General features: G+C 47.4%; 17 protein-coding genes. 4 read left to right on the top strand and 13 right to left on the bottom strand.

The features are described 5' to 3' along the window. Positions 1 to 46: 46 nt before the first annotated feature. The 13 genes from C9I92_RS10440 to C9I92_RS10380 form a co-directional block, all read right to left on the bottom strand. Positions 47 to 622 carry a 3'-5' exonuclease gene (locus tag C9I92_RS10440; protein WP_047884382.1) on the bottom strand — a complete coding sequence of 192 codons (576 nt, stop codon included), beginning with the start codon at positions 620 to 622 and terminating at the stop codon, positions 47 to 49. Further along, on the bottom strand, positions 619 to 1,068 hold the full coding sequence (locus tag C9I92_RS10435; protein ID WP_146149685.1) for a hypothetical protein: 450 nt from the start codon (positions 1,066 to 1,068) through the stop codon (positions 619 to 621). The genes C9I92_RS10440 and C9I92_RS10435 overlap by 4 nt, the downstream gene beginning before the upstream one ends. A gap of 64 nt (positions 1,069 to 1,132) precedes the next feature. Beyond that, positions 1,133 to 2,254, bottom strand: a complete 1,122-nt coding sequence (locus tag C9I92_RS10430) for a dihydrofolate reductase (protein WP_053061757.1) — start codon at positions 2,252 to 2,254, stop codon at positions 1,133 to 1,135. Beyond that, the gene (locus tag C9I92_RS10425) at positions 2,247 to 2,687 is read right to left on the bottom strand and encodes a phosphatase domain-containing protein (RefSeq protein ID WP_053061758.1); all 441 of its coding nucleotides are present in this window, start codon (positions 2,685 to 2,687) and stop codon (positions 2,247 to 2,249) included. Before C9I92_RS10425 ends, C9I92_RS10430 begins: the two co-directional genes overlap by 8 nt. Before the next feature lie 13 nt (positions 2,688 to 2,700). Further along, positions 2,701 to 3,762, bottom strand: a complete 1,062-nt coding sequence (locus C9I92_RS10420; protein WP_047884384.1) for a thymidylate synthase — start codon at positions 3,760 to 3,762, stop codon at positions 2,701 to 2,703. Between the two features lie 224 nt (positions 3,763 to 3,986). Continuing rightward, a complete protein-coding gene (locus C9I92_RS10415) occupies positions 3,987 to 4,715 on the bottom strand; it encodes a nucleoside triphosphate pyrophosphohydrolase family protein (RefSeq protein WP_047884385.1) in 729 nt (242 codons plus the stop codon). An 18-nt stretch (positions 4,716 to 4,733) separates the two neighbouring features. Continuing rightward, positions 4,734 to 5,840, bottom strand: a complete 1,107-nt coding sequence (gene nrdB, locus C9I92_RS10410) for a class Ia ribonucleoside-diphosphate reductase subunit beta (protein WP_047884386.1) — start codon at positions 5,838 to 5,840, stop codon at positions 4,734 to 4,736. A gap of 93 nt (positions 5,841 to 5,933) precedes the next feature. Next, positions 5,934 to 8,195, bottom strand: a complete 2,262-nt coding sequence (gene nrdA / locus C9I92_RS10405; protein ID WP_047884387.1) for a class 1a ribonucleoside-diphosphate reductase subunit alpha — start codon at positions 8,193 to 8,195, stop codon at positions 5,934 to 5,936. Positions 8,196 to 8,337: 142 nt separating this feature from the next. Continuing rightward, positions 8,338 to 8,907, bottom strand: coding sequence for a RuvC family protein (locus tag C9I92_RS10400; protein WP_047884388.1), 570 nt, complete (start codon positions 8,905 to 8,907; stop codon positions 8,338 to 8,340). Between the two features lie 4 nt (positions 8,908 to 8,911). Next, positions 8,912 to 9,769, bottom strand: a complete 858-nt coding sequence (locus tag C9I92_RS10395) for a hypothetical protein (protein WP_047884389.1) — start codon at positions 9,767 to 9,769, stop codon at positions 8,912 to 8,914. Continuing rightward, positions 9,769 to 11,688 carry an AAA family ATPase gene (locus C9I92_RS10390; protein WP_047884390.1) on the bottom strand — a complete coding sequence of 640 codons (1,920 nt, stop codon included), beginning with the start codon at positions 11,686 to 11,688 and terminating at the stop codon, positions 9,769 to 9,771. The genes C9I92_RS10395 and C9I92_RS10390 overlap by 1 nt, the downstream gene beginning before the upstream one ends. After that, on the bottom strand, positions 11,685 to 12,737 hold the full coding sequence (locus tag C9I92_RS10385; RefSeq protein WP_047884391.1) for a metallophosphoesterase family protein: 1,053 nt from the start codon (positions 12,735 to 12,737) through the stop codon (positions 11,685 to 11,687). Before C9I92_RS10385 ends, C9I92_RS10390 begins: the two co-directional genes overlap by 4 nt. A gap of 328 nt (positions 12,738 to 13,065) precedes the next feature. Continuing rightward, positions 13,066 to 13,395, bottom strand: a complete 330-nt coding sequence (locus tag C9I92_RS10380) for a hypothetical protein (protein ID WP_047884392.1) — start codon at positions 13,393 to 13,395, stop codon at positions 13,066 to 13,068. 159 nt (positions 13,396 to 13,554) lie between these two features. On the opposite strand from C9I92_RS10380, the gene C9I92_RS10375 reads away from it, so the two are divergent. From C9I92_RS10375 to C9I92_RS10365, 4 genes are all read left to right on the top strand, one after another. Then, a complete protein-coding gene (locus C9I92_RS10375) occupies positions 13,555 to 14,001 on the top strand; it encodes a tellurite resistance TerB family protein (RefSeq protein WP_047884393.1) in 447 nt (148 codons plus the stop codon). Further along, positions 13,998 to 14,159: a DUF3927 family protein gene (locus tag C9I92_RS25885; RefSeq protein ID WP_169776015.1), complete on the top strand. Its 162-nt coding sequence runs from the start codon at positions 13,998 to 14,000 to the stop codon at positions 14,157 to 14,159. Before C9I92_RS10375 ends, C9I92_RS25885 begins: the two co-directional genes overlap by 4 nt. 266 nt (positions 14,160 to 14,425) lie before the next feature. Next, the gene (locus C9I92_RS10370) at positions 14,426 to 14,827 is read left to right on the top strand and encodes an H-NS family histone-like protein (RefSeq protein WP_047884394.1); all 402 of its coding nucleotides are present in this window, start codon (positions 14,426 to 14,428) and stop codon (positions 14,825 to 14,827) included. Between the two features lie 188 nt (positions 14,828 to 15,015). Next, positions 15,016 to 15,276 carry a hypothetical protein gene (locus tag C9I92_RS10365; RefSeq protein WP_146149684.1) on the top strand — a complete coding sequence of 87 codons (261 nt, stop codon included), beginning with the start codon at positions 15,016 to 15,018 and terminating at the stop codon, positions 15,274 to 15,276. The last annotated feature ends 70 nt before the right edge of the window (positions 15,277 to 15,346 follow it).

The following is a 15,346-nucleotide window of genomic DNA, read 5'->3' as shown; positions in this document are numbered from 1 at the left end:
ACAAATCAATTGAATACGTAATAGCAGGACATTCCTAGTCCTCACCTCACACTACTTTATTGGACTCTACTATCAAATCAGGTATCTGAAACAGATTGTATTTTTCTCTAGCGTAGAAGAAGCAATCTATCATCAGCTCGGTATCATATAGAGCGCTATGAGCCTTCTCTGTATCATAGTCAAAGCCACAAGCATAGGCCAGTTCGCCCAGACGAGGAATTTTGCCGTCCTCACAAGCCCAACGCCCTTCTTGCATTGTATCGAACTGATAAACCTCCGGCAGTTTCAGACCGGCACGCTTAAACTCCGCATCCAAGAACGGGAAGTCAAACTCAATACCGTTGTGACCAACAAGAACCGAGCACTTAGACAGGATTCGATGAATGCGATCAGCCTGGTCTTCCCACAACGGACAGCCATGTAAGTCGGCCAGCGAAATGCCATGAACAGCCTGCGCCTTAGCATCAATGGAACGACGCGGATTGAACCGCTGCTCAAAACCACCAAGACGCTCCCCCGTCATTAAGTCACGAATGCTTACGGCAATTTCAATTACACGGTGATCGCTCTTATCCAGACCTGTAGTTTCAATATCCAGACCACCGACCAAAATACGACTCATACCTCTTTACTCCACCCACTTTTCAGCAACTTGCTCAGTGTCTCGGCTGTAGCTCTGAAAGCATCCGTTTCTGCATCAAAGAAACTGCTCTTGTCAGTAAAACTGCCACCAACGACACCTTTCAACACCAAGCGCTTAGGGTTGCACTCGTCAATGTCCAGCGAAAGCATATTGCTGTCTTTTCTTAGCAGAACGGGGAACAAGCGACGTGCGCCATTCTCTTGCTGAGTGCCAGCTTCTCGCAGAGCAGCCTCAATCAGTTTTGATAAGTCATCGTTTACTAAACCCATAGCCACATCATGAACGACCGCAATGCGCTCTCTGGCCTGAGCGGGTGAAATTCTTTTGCCGTCACGCTTTGTCAGGATGTCGATTAGCGTGTCGTTTACTTTGCGGTTCAGCTCTTCTTCTACAGACAAATACTCGTCACACATAATAATACTCACATCAATTGCCTCTGCTTGGTGCTGTTTACATTCATTCTGCGCCAAGCAGTTAGGCAGAAAAGACTCAGTGAAGGGTTTTAGACTCGGCGCTCACGTAGCAGGCTTTGTGCGTCACGCCGGTTGTAAACTTATCCAGAACTCGAAGGCGATCTTCAAGCTCTGTCAGGAACAGAGGAATAACGCCGCAGCGCACAGACTTGCCCTCTTTTGACACCCCTACTTTGGAAAGCAGGTAGTAGCTGGATGAGGTAATGCGCTCCTGAGCAACGAAGTTAATCAAGCCTCGGTCGGTTCGCCTGATATCTTCTTCGGTCAGCTCGATACCTGGTTGAATCAGAACAAGACTGTCGAACAGTTGCTCTGCTGCCTCCAAGCACTCGAAAACATGCTGCTCCAATCGCTCACATTGCTCCGGCGTTGCACCGTAAGGCGCAATCGCAATTGAGTAAGCAGCAATATCAATCGGTGTCCGGTCAGCAATCATTTCAGGGTTGTTTTTCAACTGCTCAACCAAGTAGTCAAGCATATCGCGCTGGATATCAAGGCGCGTATCAAAGTCCATTTCAGAACGAACCTCTAAGCCGCGAACCTTAAACAAGCGACTTAGAGAGGTTTCAACGAAAGGCGTTTTCCATCGGGCAGAAAATGCTTTTGCCAGTGTTGTTTTTCCAGTGCCTTGAGCACCAATTAAACCGATTCGCATTGGTCTTCCTTTGAATACTTGCGGATAGCAAAGCCAAAACTGATTACGCTCATTTGCCTCATGATCTTCAAGCGTCTCAACCCTGCATAGAGACTTGTCAAAGCAAGGGAAAAACGTATCGCAATCAAGCTCCGCATCCACCTCTGTCAGATATATTTGCGAAGCATAAGGCAGGAATTGAGCGTAAATCTCGCTTCCGCCAATTACCCACACATCAAATTCATTCGACAGGTCAATAACCGGCTGGATTTCACCGGTCGCCCACACGTCAGGTTTATGCCAGTTGCCATCACGAGTCAGGACGATATTGGTTCGATTAGGGAGTGGACGGCCAATTGAGTCAAAGGTCTTCCGCCCCATGACAACAATTGAGCCGGAGGTCATTCGCTTAAAGAAAGCCATGTCGTCGGAAAGTTTAAAGGGAAGCGCATTCTGCTTCCCAATTCCATAGGCACGATCGGCTGCAGCAATCAGTTTAAGCATTGAGTTCACCAGTAATCAGGACGGTAGGCTTATGGGGATGTGACAGCCAAGCTCGGGCGGTCTTCTGGAAAGGCTCTATGACAAATTCCAGCGTTGCTCCGGTGCTTTTCAGAAAGGCGTTAATCAAGTCCATTTTGAATTTGTCATTGGGCTTGCGGTTGTCAGCAGCTCTTAGCAGCAAGTGGTGGTAGGAAACGCCATTTTCCATCAGCCACTCAACAGTCTCGTCTCTAACCGCATTAGAGCGACCAGATAACAAAACAACGACGTAACCTTGCAATGCCAGTCCATTCAGAACCGCGATTAGAGAGCGAACAGGCGCGTCATCACGACACGCCTTGTTGTAACGTTCCCAATCTTTCTTGTGCAACAGATAATCGCGGTGTTTTGTGTTGGCGATACCACCATCTAAATCACAAACTACAACTTTCATCTGCCCCTCTCTATCAGACCGCTACAGGGAACTTGATAAACGGGTGATGCTTGTAGCCTTCAATCACAACCTCTTCGAAAGCGAAATCGTCAATTTCCCAATAGTGATCAGGGAACAGGACGACAGGATCATTGTCGCCAATCGGCTCACGCGCCATTTGTGTTTCATAACCCTCGAAGTGATCGCTGTAAATATGAACATCACCGCCAAAGTGCGTGAATTCCACAGCCATGTGATCAGTAATTTGGGCGATAAAGTGAGTCAGAATCGCGTATCCCGAGATATTGAATGGCATTCCGACCATCACATCAACTGAGCGCTGATACAAGCCAGAGAACAAGCCACGACGCGGGATCTTGAATTCATCCATCGCTTCATGGGTTGCAAACTCATAGCGCCCCTGCAAGTGGGAATTTACATACTCAACGAACTCGGCGTAGTTCGACTCATAGCCATACTTCAAGTGGGTCAGACCAATGTTGTAGCCGTGGATTGAACGGTCTTCCTCCGGCAACACCTTGCTACAAACTTGGAAGGTCATATGGCATGGTGGCAGCTTCATGTCTCGCAGTTTACCGACGTTCCAGGCTGTCAAAATGATTCGACGGGCATCCGGCGTATTGCGAAGCGTATTAACCATATCCTGTAGCTGATCGACAAAGCGCTGCACCACTACCCGCTCATCGCCGAGAACGCCCACAACCTGATAGCCAATTTTCTCCAGCTCCGGAACCTCTTCGGCAGCAACAGCGCGGGTGTCTTCCCACTTACGCCACTGACAACCATAAACGGGCCCCAGTTCGAGATTTTCGTCAGCCCAAGCATCCCAAATGTGAACGCCGTTATCCTGCAAGAATTTAATATTGCTTTCGCCGCGCAGATACCACTCCAGCTCTACACGCACCGCACGTTCATTGACTTTTTTCATGGACAGTAGCGGCACACGTAGACCACTCAGGTCATACTTGGACATTTGGAACGGCAGAGACACAGTTCCGGTATTTGTGCGGTCATCTGATTTGAAACCACAGTTAAAGGTGGCTTTTGCTATCTCGTTATAGGCGTAATCTGCCATGTAATTATCCTATTAAAAAAAATGCCAGCCTAAGAAAGTCGGCTGGCACTTACTGTTACGAAACATAAAGCAATTGATTCCAAGGCAATTATAAGTCACAGCTTACTTACCTTTCAACGCCTTTTTACAGTGCGGAGAGACCTGCGGCCATCACTGCGTAAGGAATTGATAGAATGACAAATGCAGTTAACTTCCATGTCATAACGCTACTTCCCTTTCACAGTTTACGCGCTTAGCGCCTCTCTCAATACACCAGAGACGTAACCGCCAAGTTTCACTTCGTTATACGTCGGACACTTGAGGATTTTATTATCCGAAAGACGGTATCCAACATACTCGTCGCGATTCAAACAAGGGCGGAATGCAATGTCTCCATAACGCTCAGTGTCACTACCAGCCAACTCAAGACGCATTTCCGCATCTGCCGGCCATAGCTTTGACATATTAGAGGCGTGGATATCCTCCATCACGCTCTTGTGGTCGATCTTCCCGCATGTCATCACGGCTTCAATGACTTTAATCAGCACTCCACAGCCAATCAGGAAACGGTCAGCCAAGTTCTGAACGTCGCTAGTCACTTTGACTCCGTTCATTAGCGTTTCACAGCTCGACAGAGCAATCGCCACAACCATTTCAAGGTCGGTGCGGAATGTATTTCGCACGGACTTAGCCAAGATATAGCCTGCGTTAGCGTCAACGTGGCTTTCTAAGCTCAACCAGCTCGACTTCATAGCCGTGATTGAGCCTGCCGCCACATAAACTAAGTCTCCTAGCGCGTCGATCACGCCCTCTTCGTCGCCCGACTCGATAGCTTCCTTTAGCTCTTTTGCCTCCTCCAGAACAAGATTGTGTCGAGTCTGCAAAAGTCCCAGTGTCGGCGCTGCCGCAATTGGGTCGCCAAATACATCATGAAATTCGTGCGTAATCTCTAATGCCTGCTCGTATAAAGACATTTTCATTCCCTTGTGTAATTAAAGTTCCATTTCGGCCAGTGCGCCGACATCAATAGACGCATCAATCTGACCAACAAGGTAGCTGGACATTTCAGCCTCTTGTGGAGCAACCTGCACATTAGAAGACAACAGCCAGTTATCCATCCAAGGCAGAGGATCGCTTGTCACTTCCGGATACAGAGGTTTTGACACACCCAAGCGAGCCATAGAGACGTTTGTTCGGTGTTTAACATATGCCTTTAGGATTTCAGCGTTCAGGCCAATCATAGAGCCATCGCGGAACAGGTGATCCGCCCACTCCATTTCCTGCTCGGAAACCTCTCGCATCGTATCCCATAGGAATTGCTCTTGGGATGCCGCAATAGCTTGCCAATCCGCACCTTCACGACCAATACGCATGAATCGAATCATTTCCTGAGTGCCGTGGCAATGCAGAGCCTCATCACGGGCAATCAGACGCATGATCTTCGTGTTTGACTCAAGCAGGCCATTACGCTCACCAAAGGCAAATGTGCAGGCAAAGCTCACGTAGAAGCGGATAGCCTCAAGCGCATTCAGCACAATCAGAGCGCGATAAACCTGAGTAGCCAGTTCGTTCTTAGGCACATCACCGTTAGCCTGGTGGCGACAAACCAAGTCATACAGCTTGTCGTATTCCCGTGTAATCGACTCAGCACGTTTGATAATCGCCTCATCAATGATGATCTTGTCGAACACTTCTTGAGGCTGACTAAACAGACCACGAACAATATGGGTGTAGCTACGGCTATGGATAGTCTCACTAAACGCCCATGTCTCAACCCATGTCTCAAGCTCAGGCAGACTGACAATAGGCAGCAGAGTGATATTCACGCCACGAGCTTGAACGCTATCAAGCAGAGTTTGATATTTCAGGTTCGAGATGAAGATCTCGCGCTCATGCTCCGGCAAAGCCCAGAACTGAGCGTAGTCCTTATCCATCGCCACCTCTTCAGGACGCCAGAAAAACGATAGCTGTCGCTCAATCAGGCGCTCGAATAGCGTGTATTTCTGCTCATCGTAACGAGCGATATTCACTGGCTCACCCAAAAACATTGGCTCAAGTTTTGCGTCGAACTGTTTGCGGTTAAACGTTGTATAAGTCACTGTTTGTTTCTCTTGTTACTTGTTGTTTCGATAGCGCCATTTTGACGCAGTGAAGTAGGCAGAAAAGTGGGGATTGCTCCCCACCCTAATCAATTAGATTTTGCAGCCACCGTCGCAATCACTGTCTTTACTGCCATCAGAGTCCACTTCGCCAGCACCATCACGGGTGTTGTGGTAGTAAAGCGTCTTGATGCCAAGACGGTATGCAGTTAGCAGGTCGCGTAGAAGTTGTTGCATCGGGACAGCACCACCAAATGCACGAGGGTCATAGTTGGTGTTAGCCGAGATAGCCTGATCAACGAACTTCTGAATAACAGCAACAATTTCCAGATAGCCTTTGTTGCTTGGCATTTCCCACAGCAGCTCGTATTGCCAAGATAGGCTCGCAACATCCGGAACTACCTGCTTAATCATGCCGTCCTTGCTTGATTTCACAGACACAAGGCCACGAGGCGGCTCAATACCGTTTGTCGCATTCGAAATCTGGGAAGACGTTTCAGATGGCATCAGAGCCGTCAGCGCTGAGTTGCGCAGACCATGTGCTTTGATTTCACCGCGCAGCCATTCCCAATCAAGTTTCAGCTCATGGCTACAGATTGAATCAACCGCTTTTGCATAGTGATCAATCGGCAGTAAGCCTTTCGCATACTTGGTTTCTTCAAACCACTCACACTTGCCTTTCGTCTTAGCAAGCTCGTTTGATGCTTTCAGCAAATAGAACTGAATTGCCTCAAAGGTTTCATGAACCAGTGGCAGGCCAGAGCCGTCAGAGTAGCGACGACCGTTCTTAGCCAAGTAGTAAGCCAAGTTAACGACACCAACACCTAGCGAACGACGCGCCTTCGTGCCAATCTCTGCGGCTTTAACCGGATAGTTCTGGTAGTCGAACAGGTTATCCAGAGCAGCAACTAGCAGGTATGACAGACGCTCAAGACGCTTCAGGTCACTTAGCGCACCAAGGTTGAATGCCGCCAGTGTGCAAAGCGCAATTTCGCCTTCCTCATCGAAAATATGATTCAGAGGCTTAGTTGGCAGCGTAATCTCTTGGCATAGGTTGGACTGCTTAACAGGCGCAACAGCAGGATCAAATGAACTGTGTGTGTTGCAGTGGTCGATGTTGAAGATATACAGACGACCGGTTCCCGCACGCTCTTGCATGATCAGAGAGAACAGGTTGGTTGCGGAGATAGTCTTCTTACGGATAGACGAGTCTTGCTCGTATTTCTCGTATAGCTCCACAAATTTCGCTTGGTCGCGGCTGAACGCATCCAGCAGGTCAGGCACATCACCTGGGCTAAACAGAGTAATGTCTGCACCTTTAATCAGACGCTCGTAGAACAGGCGAGAGATAGCCACTGAGTAGTCAACGTGACGAACACGGTTGTCCTCAGTGCCTCGGTTGTTTTTCAGAACAACCAGATCTTCGATCTCAAGATGCCAAATTGGATAGGTGATAGTCGCAGCACCGCCACGCACCCCACCCTGAGAGCATGACTTCACTGCAGCTTGGAACATTTTGTAGAACGGGATGCAGCCAGTATGGAACGCTTCACCATTACGGATTTTCGAGCCAAGCGCACGTATGTTGCTTGCGCCAATGCCAATCCCTGCACGCTGAGAAACGTATCTAACAATCGCTGATGTTGTGGCGTTAATAGAGTCCAGACAGTCCCCTGACTCAATAACAACGCATGAGCTGTATTGGCGAGTCGGCGTGCGAACACCCGCCATAATTGGAGTTGGCAGTGAGATCTCAAAGGTAGAAACCGCATCGTAGAACTCTTTCACTATACCCATGCGGTCATATTTCCAGTCTTGGAACAGACACATTGAGATAAGCATGTAAGCCTGCTGCGGAGCCTCGTAAAGCTCTTTTGTTACACGGTTTTGAATCAGATATTTACTTTCAAGCTGGCTTACCGCCGCATACTGAAACAGATCATCACGCTCAGGCTTGATGTAAGCGCCAAGTTCGGCAATTTCTTCCGCCGTCCACTTCTGCTGGATTTCGGCGTCATAGATACCTTTCGCAGATAGATTGCGAACATGGGCGGAAAAATCAGGGTAATCATACTGACCAAACGCCAGCTTGCGGATGCGATAAAGAGCCAGCTTAGCCGCCACAATCGCATACTCAGGGTTTAGCTGGTTGATTTTATCAGCCGCAGCTTTAATCAGAGCTTTGTGGATGTCGTCAGTCTTCATTCCATCGCTCAGACTGATTTTCGCCGCCATAGCAATCGCCGATACCGAGACTTTGCTCTCGTATCCTTGGCAGGCGAACTTGATTACTGCATTGATTTTTTCAGAGTCGAACGGCTGCTTAGAGCCATCGCGCTTTGTAACTGTAAGCATGTTGTCTGTTATCCCTTATAACTCTGAACGGGATAATAAGTCATAGCTTACTTATCGTAAATAACCAAACCACCATATTTTGCCTTTCAGGTGGCTTGGTTTACAAGATGTGCTTCTTTTGAGGGGGTTGATAAGCTACAGCTTATGCAACTTTGATGAAGTTTTTGAGGCTATCAACTAACTGTCTGAACTGGTCTTCTTGCAGACCGACATAAATCGCGGCAATGGCATCAGCCAAATGCTCATTCTTTCCAAGCACAATGGTTTCGCCTTTACGCTTCTGAGTTAACCAAGGGGCTTCCGGATGCCTTTCCATAGCCCACTCGATAACCTCTTGTTTGGACGTTGTCAGTTTACCACCAACCAATTTCTTAATCTGGTTAGGCGTAATCTGGATAAGAGGCTTGTCGATAGAGGCCAAAATCCCAAGGCATACACCGTAGTTGGTTTGTCCACGGCTGGATTGACTGCCAACCGGCAACTCTGCAAATACCACCGATGCCTGCTGAATATGGTGCTTGGAAGCGCGAACAATCTCGGTAGCACGGCGGAGATCATCGGAGTTTTGACGAACCTGCTTATTCGATCCTTTCTTTGTCTCAGTCAAGATCATATCTCGAATCTCAACCTTGCCCGTTTCAATGTCATAAACACCCTTAACCAAGCCAAAATTGCTCATCGAAGGGTCAAGTCCAATAATATCTAACTTCATAGCATCACCATGAGCCGAAAAGCTCGTTATCCTCGTATCCAGTAGTTATATTTTTGCTTGGTTCATCCGGCACACAATCGTCAATTGCAATGGATGAAACCGTATATCCGGAGATTTCGTCCCTTGCCAGCGTCTTTCTCTTGGCTCCAATCGCAGCCATGTAGCTAACGAGATCGGCAACAAGCCCACTCTCTTCCCCTGATATTGACGCCACCACGATTTCCGAGCCACTTTGCAGCTCGCAGTATCCAAAGGCACATTTGCTCTTCTCGTCGTCCACATTGGAAAGGGCAATGGTCTTGCGGGACTGAGCAATATTCATGGCGAATTCATCGAGATCTTGATAGCCAACCGAAAAATCATCCGCCAGTTCATCAGCGATATCGGCAATCAGCCGGTTGCGTCTCATTAGAGCTTCCAACGAAACGGCTGTTAAAGTCGATGACGCGAACGTTAGGTGCTTCCCAGCTTCGTCAGATATCGAGTAGAAGATCTTTTCGCTGGAGGCCACCACGGGCATCAGGTATCGCCAGCGCTCAACATCAGCACCGTTCTGAACGTTAATGTCTAAATCGCCAATGCCTTCGAGGCCAATAGCCGCATCACAAGGCCCCTTTTCTCCGCCACCGGTAACACGGTCAATTTGGCTTTTGAAGTTAACCTGGAGTGTGTCAAACATCTTCAAGCCGACTTCCATCAACATTTCTTCATAGCCTCGCGGAACGCCTCTCTCCGCAATAACGCTATCAATAATCGTCCCCTCTTTGTCGCCAGAAACGATACCGAGTGTAATGGCATCAGCCATCACACCCGCGAACCACTGACCAAGCGCACGAACAGAAGGAGTGATAAAGGCAGTCATCACGCTTCCTCCATTCGGGATTGGCCGTCTTTCTTCACGACCGTTATAGTCTGGCGAATCCAAGATTTAAGGTCGTTGTGGCTGATCACCATTACCGTTCCTCGCTCAATGGCCTTCTCTTCCAGAATCCCCATCAAGCGCTCCAAGCCGGACTCATCAAGCGCATCGTCAATTTCATCGCCGACAAACAACTCAATATTCTTGGTCGCCCGGCTCGCTACCAGATCTTGAAGTGCCAATGTCGTCGCGATACGAACCTTGCGCTTCTCACCGCCAGATAGTCCGGCAAAGGAATCAGCGCCATACACGTTGTTAACCGAAATGCCGAACTTATCCTTTGATTCGCCTTTCTTCGTTAGCTCAACCGTCTGCCACACTGCGGAGATCGCCCCATCTGAAAGAGCATTCAGGTAATGCGCTGTCCTCTCATTTAGGAATGGCGTTACCGCTTCGAGGATATGGTTGCGAACCCCCTTCGGAGAAAACACCTCACGCGCTGCCGCCAGCTCTTTGATATTCCGTCGTCCAACTTCAACATTGGCTTTCAGCTCACCAAGGCTTGAACGTAGCTCTTTGGCTCTTTCTTGTTTCGTGCTGATCATGCTCAGATATGGGTTTGTCTCACGGGCAATGCTGTCCGCTTGCGCACGGGCATCCTTGGCACGGTCTTTTGCTACTTTTGCGGAGGCTTCGATACGTGAAACCGACAACAGCTCGTTATTCAGCTTTGAAATCTGCTCAGTGGCAGCGGTTGTATCCGGACGGGCAGCAATCACCTTTTCGAGATTAGCCTTGGCATTCTCAATGGCCTTGTCAGCAGCTTCAATCTGAGGCTTTAGCTCATTGGCCTTAGCAACGAAATCCCCTGCACGCTTCTTGTGGTTTGAGCAAACCGCATCTAAATCACCCGCCCCATATGGCTTACCACACTCTCCGCATGGCTTGCCAACCTGATCGGCAACGCCCCTTGCATCCAATGCAGCCTTTTTCGCAGCTTCTACAAAGCTGGAATATTCACGACTGAGACGGTCTTTATTGCTCTCGGCAGACACTACAGCGCCTCGCGCATCAAACTCAAGGTCACGATGTTTGTCAGCACCGGCAATGGTTGCTTTTACTCGCTCAATCTCGGCACGGATATCCTCGCTGGATCTATCCGTATCCAAAGACAACTCGTATTCAGCAGCCTCAGCATCCAGTCGCCCCGCTTCCTTGAGCGCATTGGCCTTTCGCTCTTCTCGCTGTGCATCCCACTCAGTCACTTTGTCCTTTAACAGCTTGATTTCGCCAACCAGAGAGCGCAGTTGGTCGGCAGTGGACTCCAACTTAGTTTCCTCCGATGCAAGACGAGTGGCTGCGGTATTGTGACGATCACGGGCAATGTCGTAAGCACGGGTCAGACGATCAATGCCAGCGGCTTCCTCAACGATGGCTTTCAGGTTCTTGTCAGTCATACCAGGCAAATCAGCCATGCCTTCCTGACTCGCATAAATCGAGGCAAGAAACACGTCTTTTGAACAGCCAAACAACCGGACAATCATTTCCTGAGTGAGCCTATCTGTGCCTTTAGTGATTTCGCCGTCTTCACTAAACACTTGAACATGGTTCTTGCCGGTTGGATGCTTGCGGTGACGGACAATCGAATAGCGCTTTCCATCATCCTCGACTGTCGCGCAGACCCGAGTGCCCTTTCCTGACTTGCGGTTTACGACTTGGTCGGCTTTCAGGCCATGAGCGGTTTCACCATAAAGCACCCAGCACAACGCATTAAGCAGTGTGGACTTGCCTGCGCCATTGGACTCGGCGGAACTGTCATCTTCGTTTCGACCTTGAATCAAAACCAATCCGCGATCACTTAGCGAAACCTTGGCTTCGCCAATCGTCATGAACTTTTCAATGTCTAAAGAAAGCAGCTTCACGCCAAACCCTCCGCCTCTGTCAAAATGTCTTCACAAACGCCAAATAAGCGCTTTTCATCAACGCCCCCTGTCACTGCATAACTTTTGCAGTAAGCGCCCACAGAATCGCGCAGGGAGTCGATTTTGGACGTTTCCGAACTGGATTTAACGACAGTGGTGGACTTCACAAAAGAGCAGACAATACCTTTTGCGCCTAACGCTTCAAGTGATTTGCGTCTTAGTAGCGCCTCTTCGTCAGACTCTACAGTTCCCTTGGCTCGGACGTAGTTGCCCACGATCTCTCTTTCATCACAATCGGCCAAATCAAGGAACTTAGGCGCTGAGGTTTCGAAATGAGTTATCCCGGTCCCGCCCACAATCACGCATCCGGCCAGCGAACCAATATCGCCCCAATTGTGGTGAGTCAGAGCACCTACGGATATCACCGTGTCATTCATCCGTTTGTGGTTGTGGTAATGGCCTGAAAACACTTTTCCAAAGCCAATTTCCGCCAACTCTCCGGCATCAATGCCGACATCCGGCAGCCCCATGATCACGCCATTGACCGGCGCATGAATGATCGCGTTCCAATTACAGGCATCCTCGTCCAGCTCACTTTTGGCCTTTTTGAGTTTGCTAAGCAGCTCGGCGTTATTGTCATGCCATGACAGCATCATCACCTTGTCGTCATGGAAGAATTTAGGCGTGGAGCCACATACAATTTCCGCCCCAATGGATTGCAGAGCTGATGATGTGCTCGCGTAGAAAACCGACTCTTTAGTTTCAAGGTCGTGGTTGCCAGCCAGAACCCGAACTTCCAAGCCGACTTCGTTGATAATCTTGGAGTAACACTCGATAACGCGGTTTAGAACCAGGGGAGAAACGTTGCCCCTTACATGGAACATATCTCCGGCATGATAAAGACGGTCACAGCCAGCCTTTTTCATCAGCTTAGCCGCCTCAATGGTCGCGCTCAGTTGCTCAGCAAGGCGAGAGTTTTCTCCTGCCGCTGATGTTTTGGCGAACTGAGTAAACGCATGGTAATGAGTGTCTGAAATGATACCGAACATGATACCTCTCTACTGCATGTTACGATTACAAAGCTGGCAAGTAATAAGTCACCGCTTACCAACTTAACAGCTAAATTTAATCCCCAATTTTAGAGCGAAGGATGTATGCAAGGTATAACGCCAGAGCGATGAACGCATAGCAGATTGCAGCTTCTATCATTTTGTTTGTCCTCTTGTTGGTCATCTAAGCTATTGGCTGCAATCTTCTCATAGCCACATAGGGATTCAACGGAGGACAAAGGCCAGTCAATTTGAACTAAAGACATCGCGGGAATCTCATCACAGTGGCAGTCTCCGCCGCAAAATTCACAGAAAGGAACCGTCGCCATCACGCCCTCTTCGTCAATGCTTCACCAACCCAACCTTTCTTGTGAACTGTCGCTATTCCTCGAACTTCCGGCAAAATCTCGGTGCTGTCCGCATGTGGTGTTTCGTTGAAAATCCAGTAGTAATACTGGTCTAAGATAAACGCCGCACGATCCGGATGCTGACACATTTTTTGCGCTATTGGGAACGACCACTTATCACAACGGCTGATTGATTTCGCCGCATACCAGTAGCAGGCAGTGTCCCTATCCACCCCATCAAACTTCACCTTAAATGCTGCGTAAAGAGCACAGTTAAGAGTGAAATCAACTCGGTCTAATACTTTTTGCATTGGTGTAACTCTACTTGTTTCAAGTGGTGGCGAGTCTACTTTCTGACGATAAGGCGATCAATAAAAATAAATAAGCGTTGACTTATTTTTGTAGTATGTCATATAAAATCCGGCAGATAGCAAGACATAACAATTCATTTTATTTGATAGGTATCAGCAATGCTCGGACGTTTTTTCAGTAAAAAAGCAAAAGCAGCAGGTGTAGAGCTTAAACGCATTGAGAACCGCGACCTAATGGAAGCAATCGTGGGCGGCTGCCTACTGGTTGCGGCTGCAAATGATAAGAACGGTAAGGTTGACGAGTCTGAAATGACACGTATCCACAATCTGATCCGCACCAATAAGAACCTGGAGCACTTCGGCGCTGAAATCCAAGAGATTATCACCCGAACCAAGGCTCGTCTTGAGGCTTCGTTTATCGCAGCCCGTCTTGAGATCATGCGTGAGATTGAAGATATTGCGGATGACACTGAGCAGGCACAGGATGTAATGGCTAACGTCATTACCATTGCGCTGGCAGATGGTGATGTTGACGAGGCGGAGTATGCCGTTCTTGAGCAAATCGCTATGACACTAGGCTTGCATATTGACGATTGGATTCAATGAGCGATAACCTAAGATTTTCATTGGTTTTGCTACTGACGTTTGCGGTGATCACCGTGGACTTTGCCAGCAAATTCCTTTCGATTGTGGTTGATGGAGCCTTAATTACAGCAGCTTTGTGCATTCTCTTTCCGCTATATCGAAAAGACCGTATTCAATAGAAACGACGACAGACCGTTAGCCACCAGTTGGTGCGTTGACCTTAGCCATTTCGTCTATTTTCCGTAAGTCAAAGCCCACCGAAGTGGGCTTTTTTGTTAGTGAAGACCATAAATCAGTTCTTTTAAATAATCACAATTATTCGCTCTATTACAGCAACAACATTGAAACAAATTATTGAAAACAAAACGACCGTTAAGAAACAGAGGTTAGATAAAAAAGTATTTGTGCTGTAATATAAAGATTCAGACCATCAAAAAAACAAATCATGAGTAATACTATAAAGTTATTAACGAATCTCCGTAGTTTACGTGCCTTTGCTCGTGAGTCTATGACTCTGGATCAGCTAAAAGATGCCCTAGAAAAGTTGACTCAAGTTGTAAATGAACGCGAAGCCGAAGAAGAACAACTAAAAGCGGAAAATAAAGAACGGACAGAGAAGCTGGAAGCGTATCGCCAAATGCTTATGGATGACGGTATAGAACCAGAAGAACTTTTGTCTAAGTCAATTACAGCCGCAAAGAAAAAACCTCGACAAGAAAACCAAGAAAAATATAGATTTACTAATGAAAAAGGTGAGGTTAAAACGTGGACTGGATTTGGACGAATGCCTAAATTTTTAAGAAAAGCTCTCGATGAAGGCGCCAAGTTACGTGACTATAAAATTTAACATATAAAAATCTGTTGCAAGCCGCTGAAACCAAGCGGCTTTTCATTATCCCCATTAATCATATGCTTTATTGATTAATAATCAAAATTATGAACATATAATATAAAAAGGTTTTTTTCCTAAAAAGAAACTAAACTTATAAGAATGAACCAAATAACTGTATAGATTTTGATTACATGAAGGAAATTATGATTAATAATGTGGTTTTTTATAGACTTAACCATGTAATCAAGAATGAAGAACAAGATAGGATTACAGAGCAACTTGAAAGAGCAGGTTTTGAAGGGCATCTAAAAGTTTACGACTTGGGTGGTGATAGTAAATCTTCCCGTAATCTTGTTATTGAAGGAGTTTATCAAGGAAAACGGTGCTGCTGTGCTGTAGGTTACGAGAAAAACAGGAATAATTTAATTATTAGAAAAATATGGAGTGGGCATATTGAAGTTTAGTTGTAATTTACAATGATTCACTTATCTATATATACCCTATCGAAAAAATGTTTCAATTTTTAACCGTGTG

Origin of the sequence: Photobacterium ganghwense (genome assembly GCF_003025595.1) — a bacterium.
Taxonomy (GTDB): Bacteria; Pseudomonadota; Gammaproteobacteria; order Enterobacterales; family Vibrionaceae; genus Photobacterium; species Photobacterium ganghwense.
The sequence above is the reverse complement of the archived record's forward strand: the minus strand, read 5'-3'. Positions and strand labels throughout refer to the sequence as shown.

Bases quoted from the DNA above. Each gene is read 5' to 3' on its own strand.
- C9I92_RS10440 (WP_047884382.1), bottom strand. From the start codon at position 622: ATGAGTCGTATTTTGGTCGGTGGTCTGGATATTGAAACTACAGGTCTG.
- C9I92_RS10430 (WP_053061757.1), bottom strand. From the start codon at position 2,254: ATGCTTAAACTGATTGCTGCAGCCGATCGTGCCTATGGAATTGGGAAG.
- C9I92_RS10425 (WP_053061758.1), bottom strand. From the start codon at position 2,687: ATGAAAGTTGTAGTTTGTGATTTAGATGGTGGTATCGCCAACACAAAA.
- C9I92_RS10420 (WP_047884384.1), bottom strand. From the start codon at position 3,762: ATGGCAGATTACGCCTATAACGAGATAGCAAAAGCCACCTTTAACTGT.
- C9I92_RS10415 (WP_047884385.1), bottom strand. From the start codon at position 4,715: ATGTCTTTATACGAGCAGGCATTAGAGATTACGCACGAATTTCATGAT.
- nrdA (WP_047884387.1), bottom strand. From the start codon at position 8,195: ATGCTTACAGTTACAAAGCGCGATGGCTCTAAGCAGCCGTTCGACTCT.
- C9I92_RS10400 (WP_047884388.1), bottom strand. From the start codon at position 8,907: ATGAAGTTAGATATTATTGGACTTGACCCTTCGATGAGCAATTTTGGC.
- C9I92_RS10395 (WP_047884389.1), bottom strand. From the start codon at position 9,769: ATGACTGCCTTTATCACTCCTTCTGTTCGTGCGCTTGGTCAGTGGTTC.
- C9I92_RS10385 (WP_047884391.1), bottom strand. From the start codon at position 12,737: ATGTTCGGTATCATTTCAGACACTCATTACCATGCGTTTACTCAGTTC.
- C9I92_RS10380 (WP_047884392.1), bottom strand. From the start codon at position 13,395: ATGCAAAAAGTATTAGACCGAGTTGATTTCACTCTTAACTGTGCTCTT.
- C9I92_RS10375 (WP_047884393.1), top strand. From the start codon at position 13,555: ATGCTCGGACGTTTTTTCAGTAAAAAAGCAAAAGCAGCAGGTGTAGAG.
- C9I92_RS25885 (WP_169776015.1), top strand. From the start codon at position 13,998: ATGAGCGATAACCTAAGATTTTCATTGGTTTTGCTACTGACGTTTGCG.
- C9I92_RS10370 (WP_047884394.1), top strand. From the start codon at position 14,426: ATGAGTAATACTATAAAGTTATTAACGAATCTCCGTAGTTTACGTGCC.
- C9I92_RS10365 (WP_146149684.1), top strand. From the start codon at position 15,016: ATGATTAATAATGTGGTTTTTTATAGACTTAACCATGTAATCAAGAAT.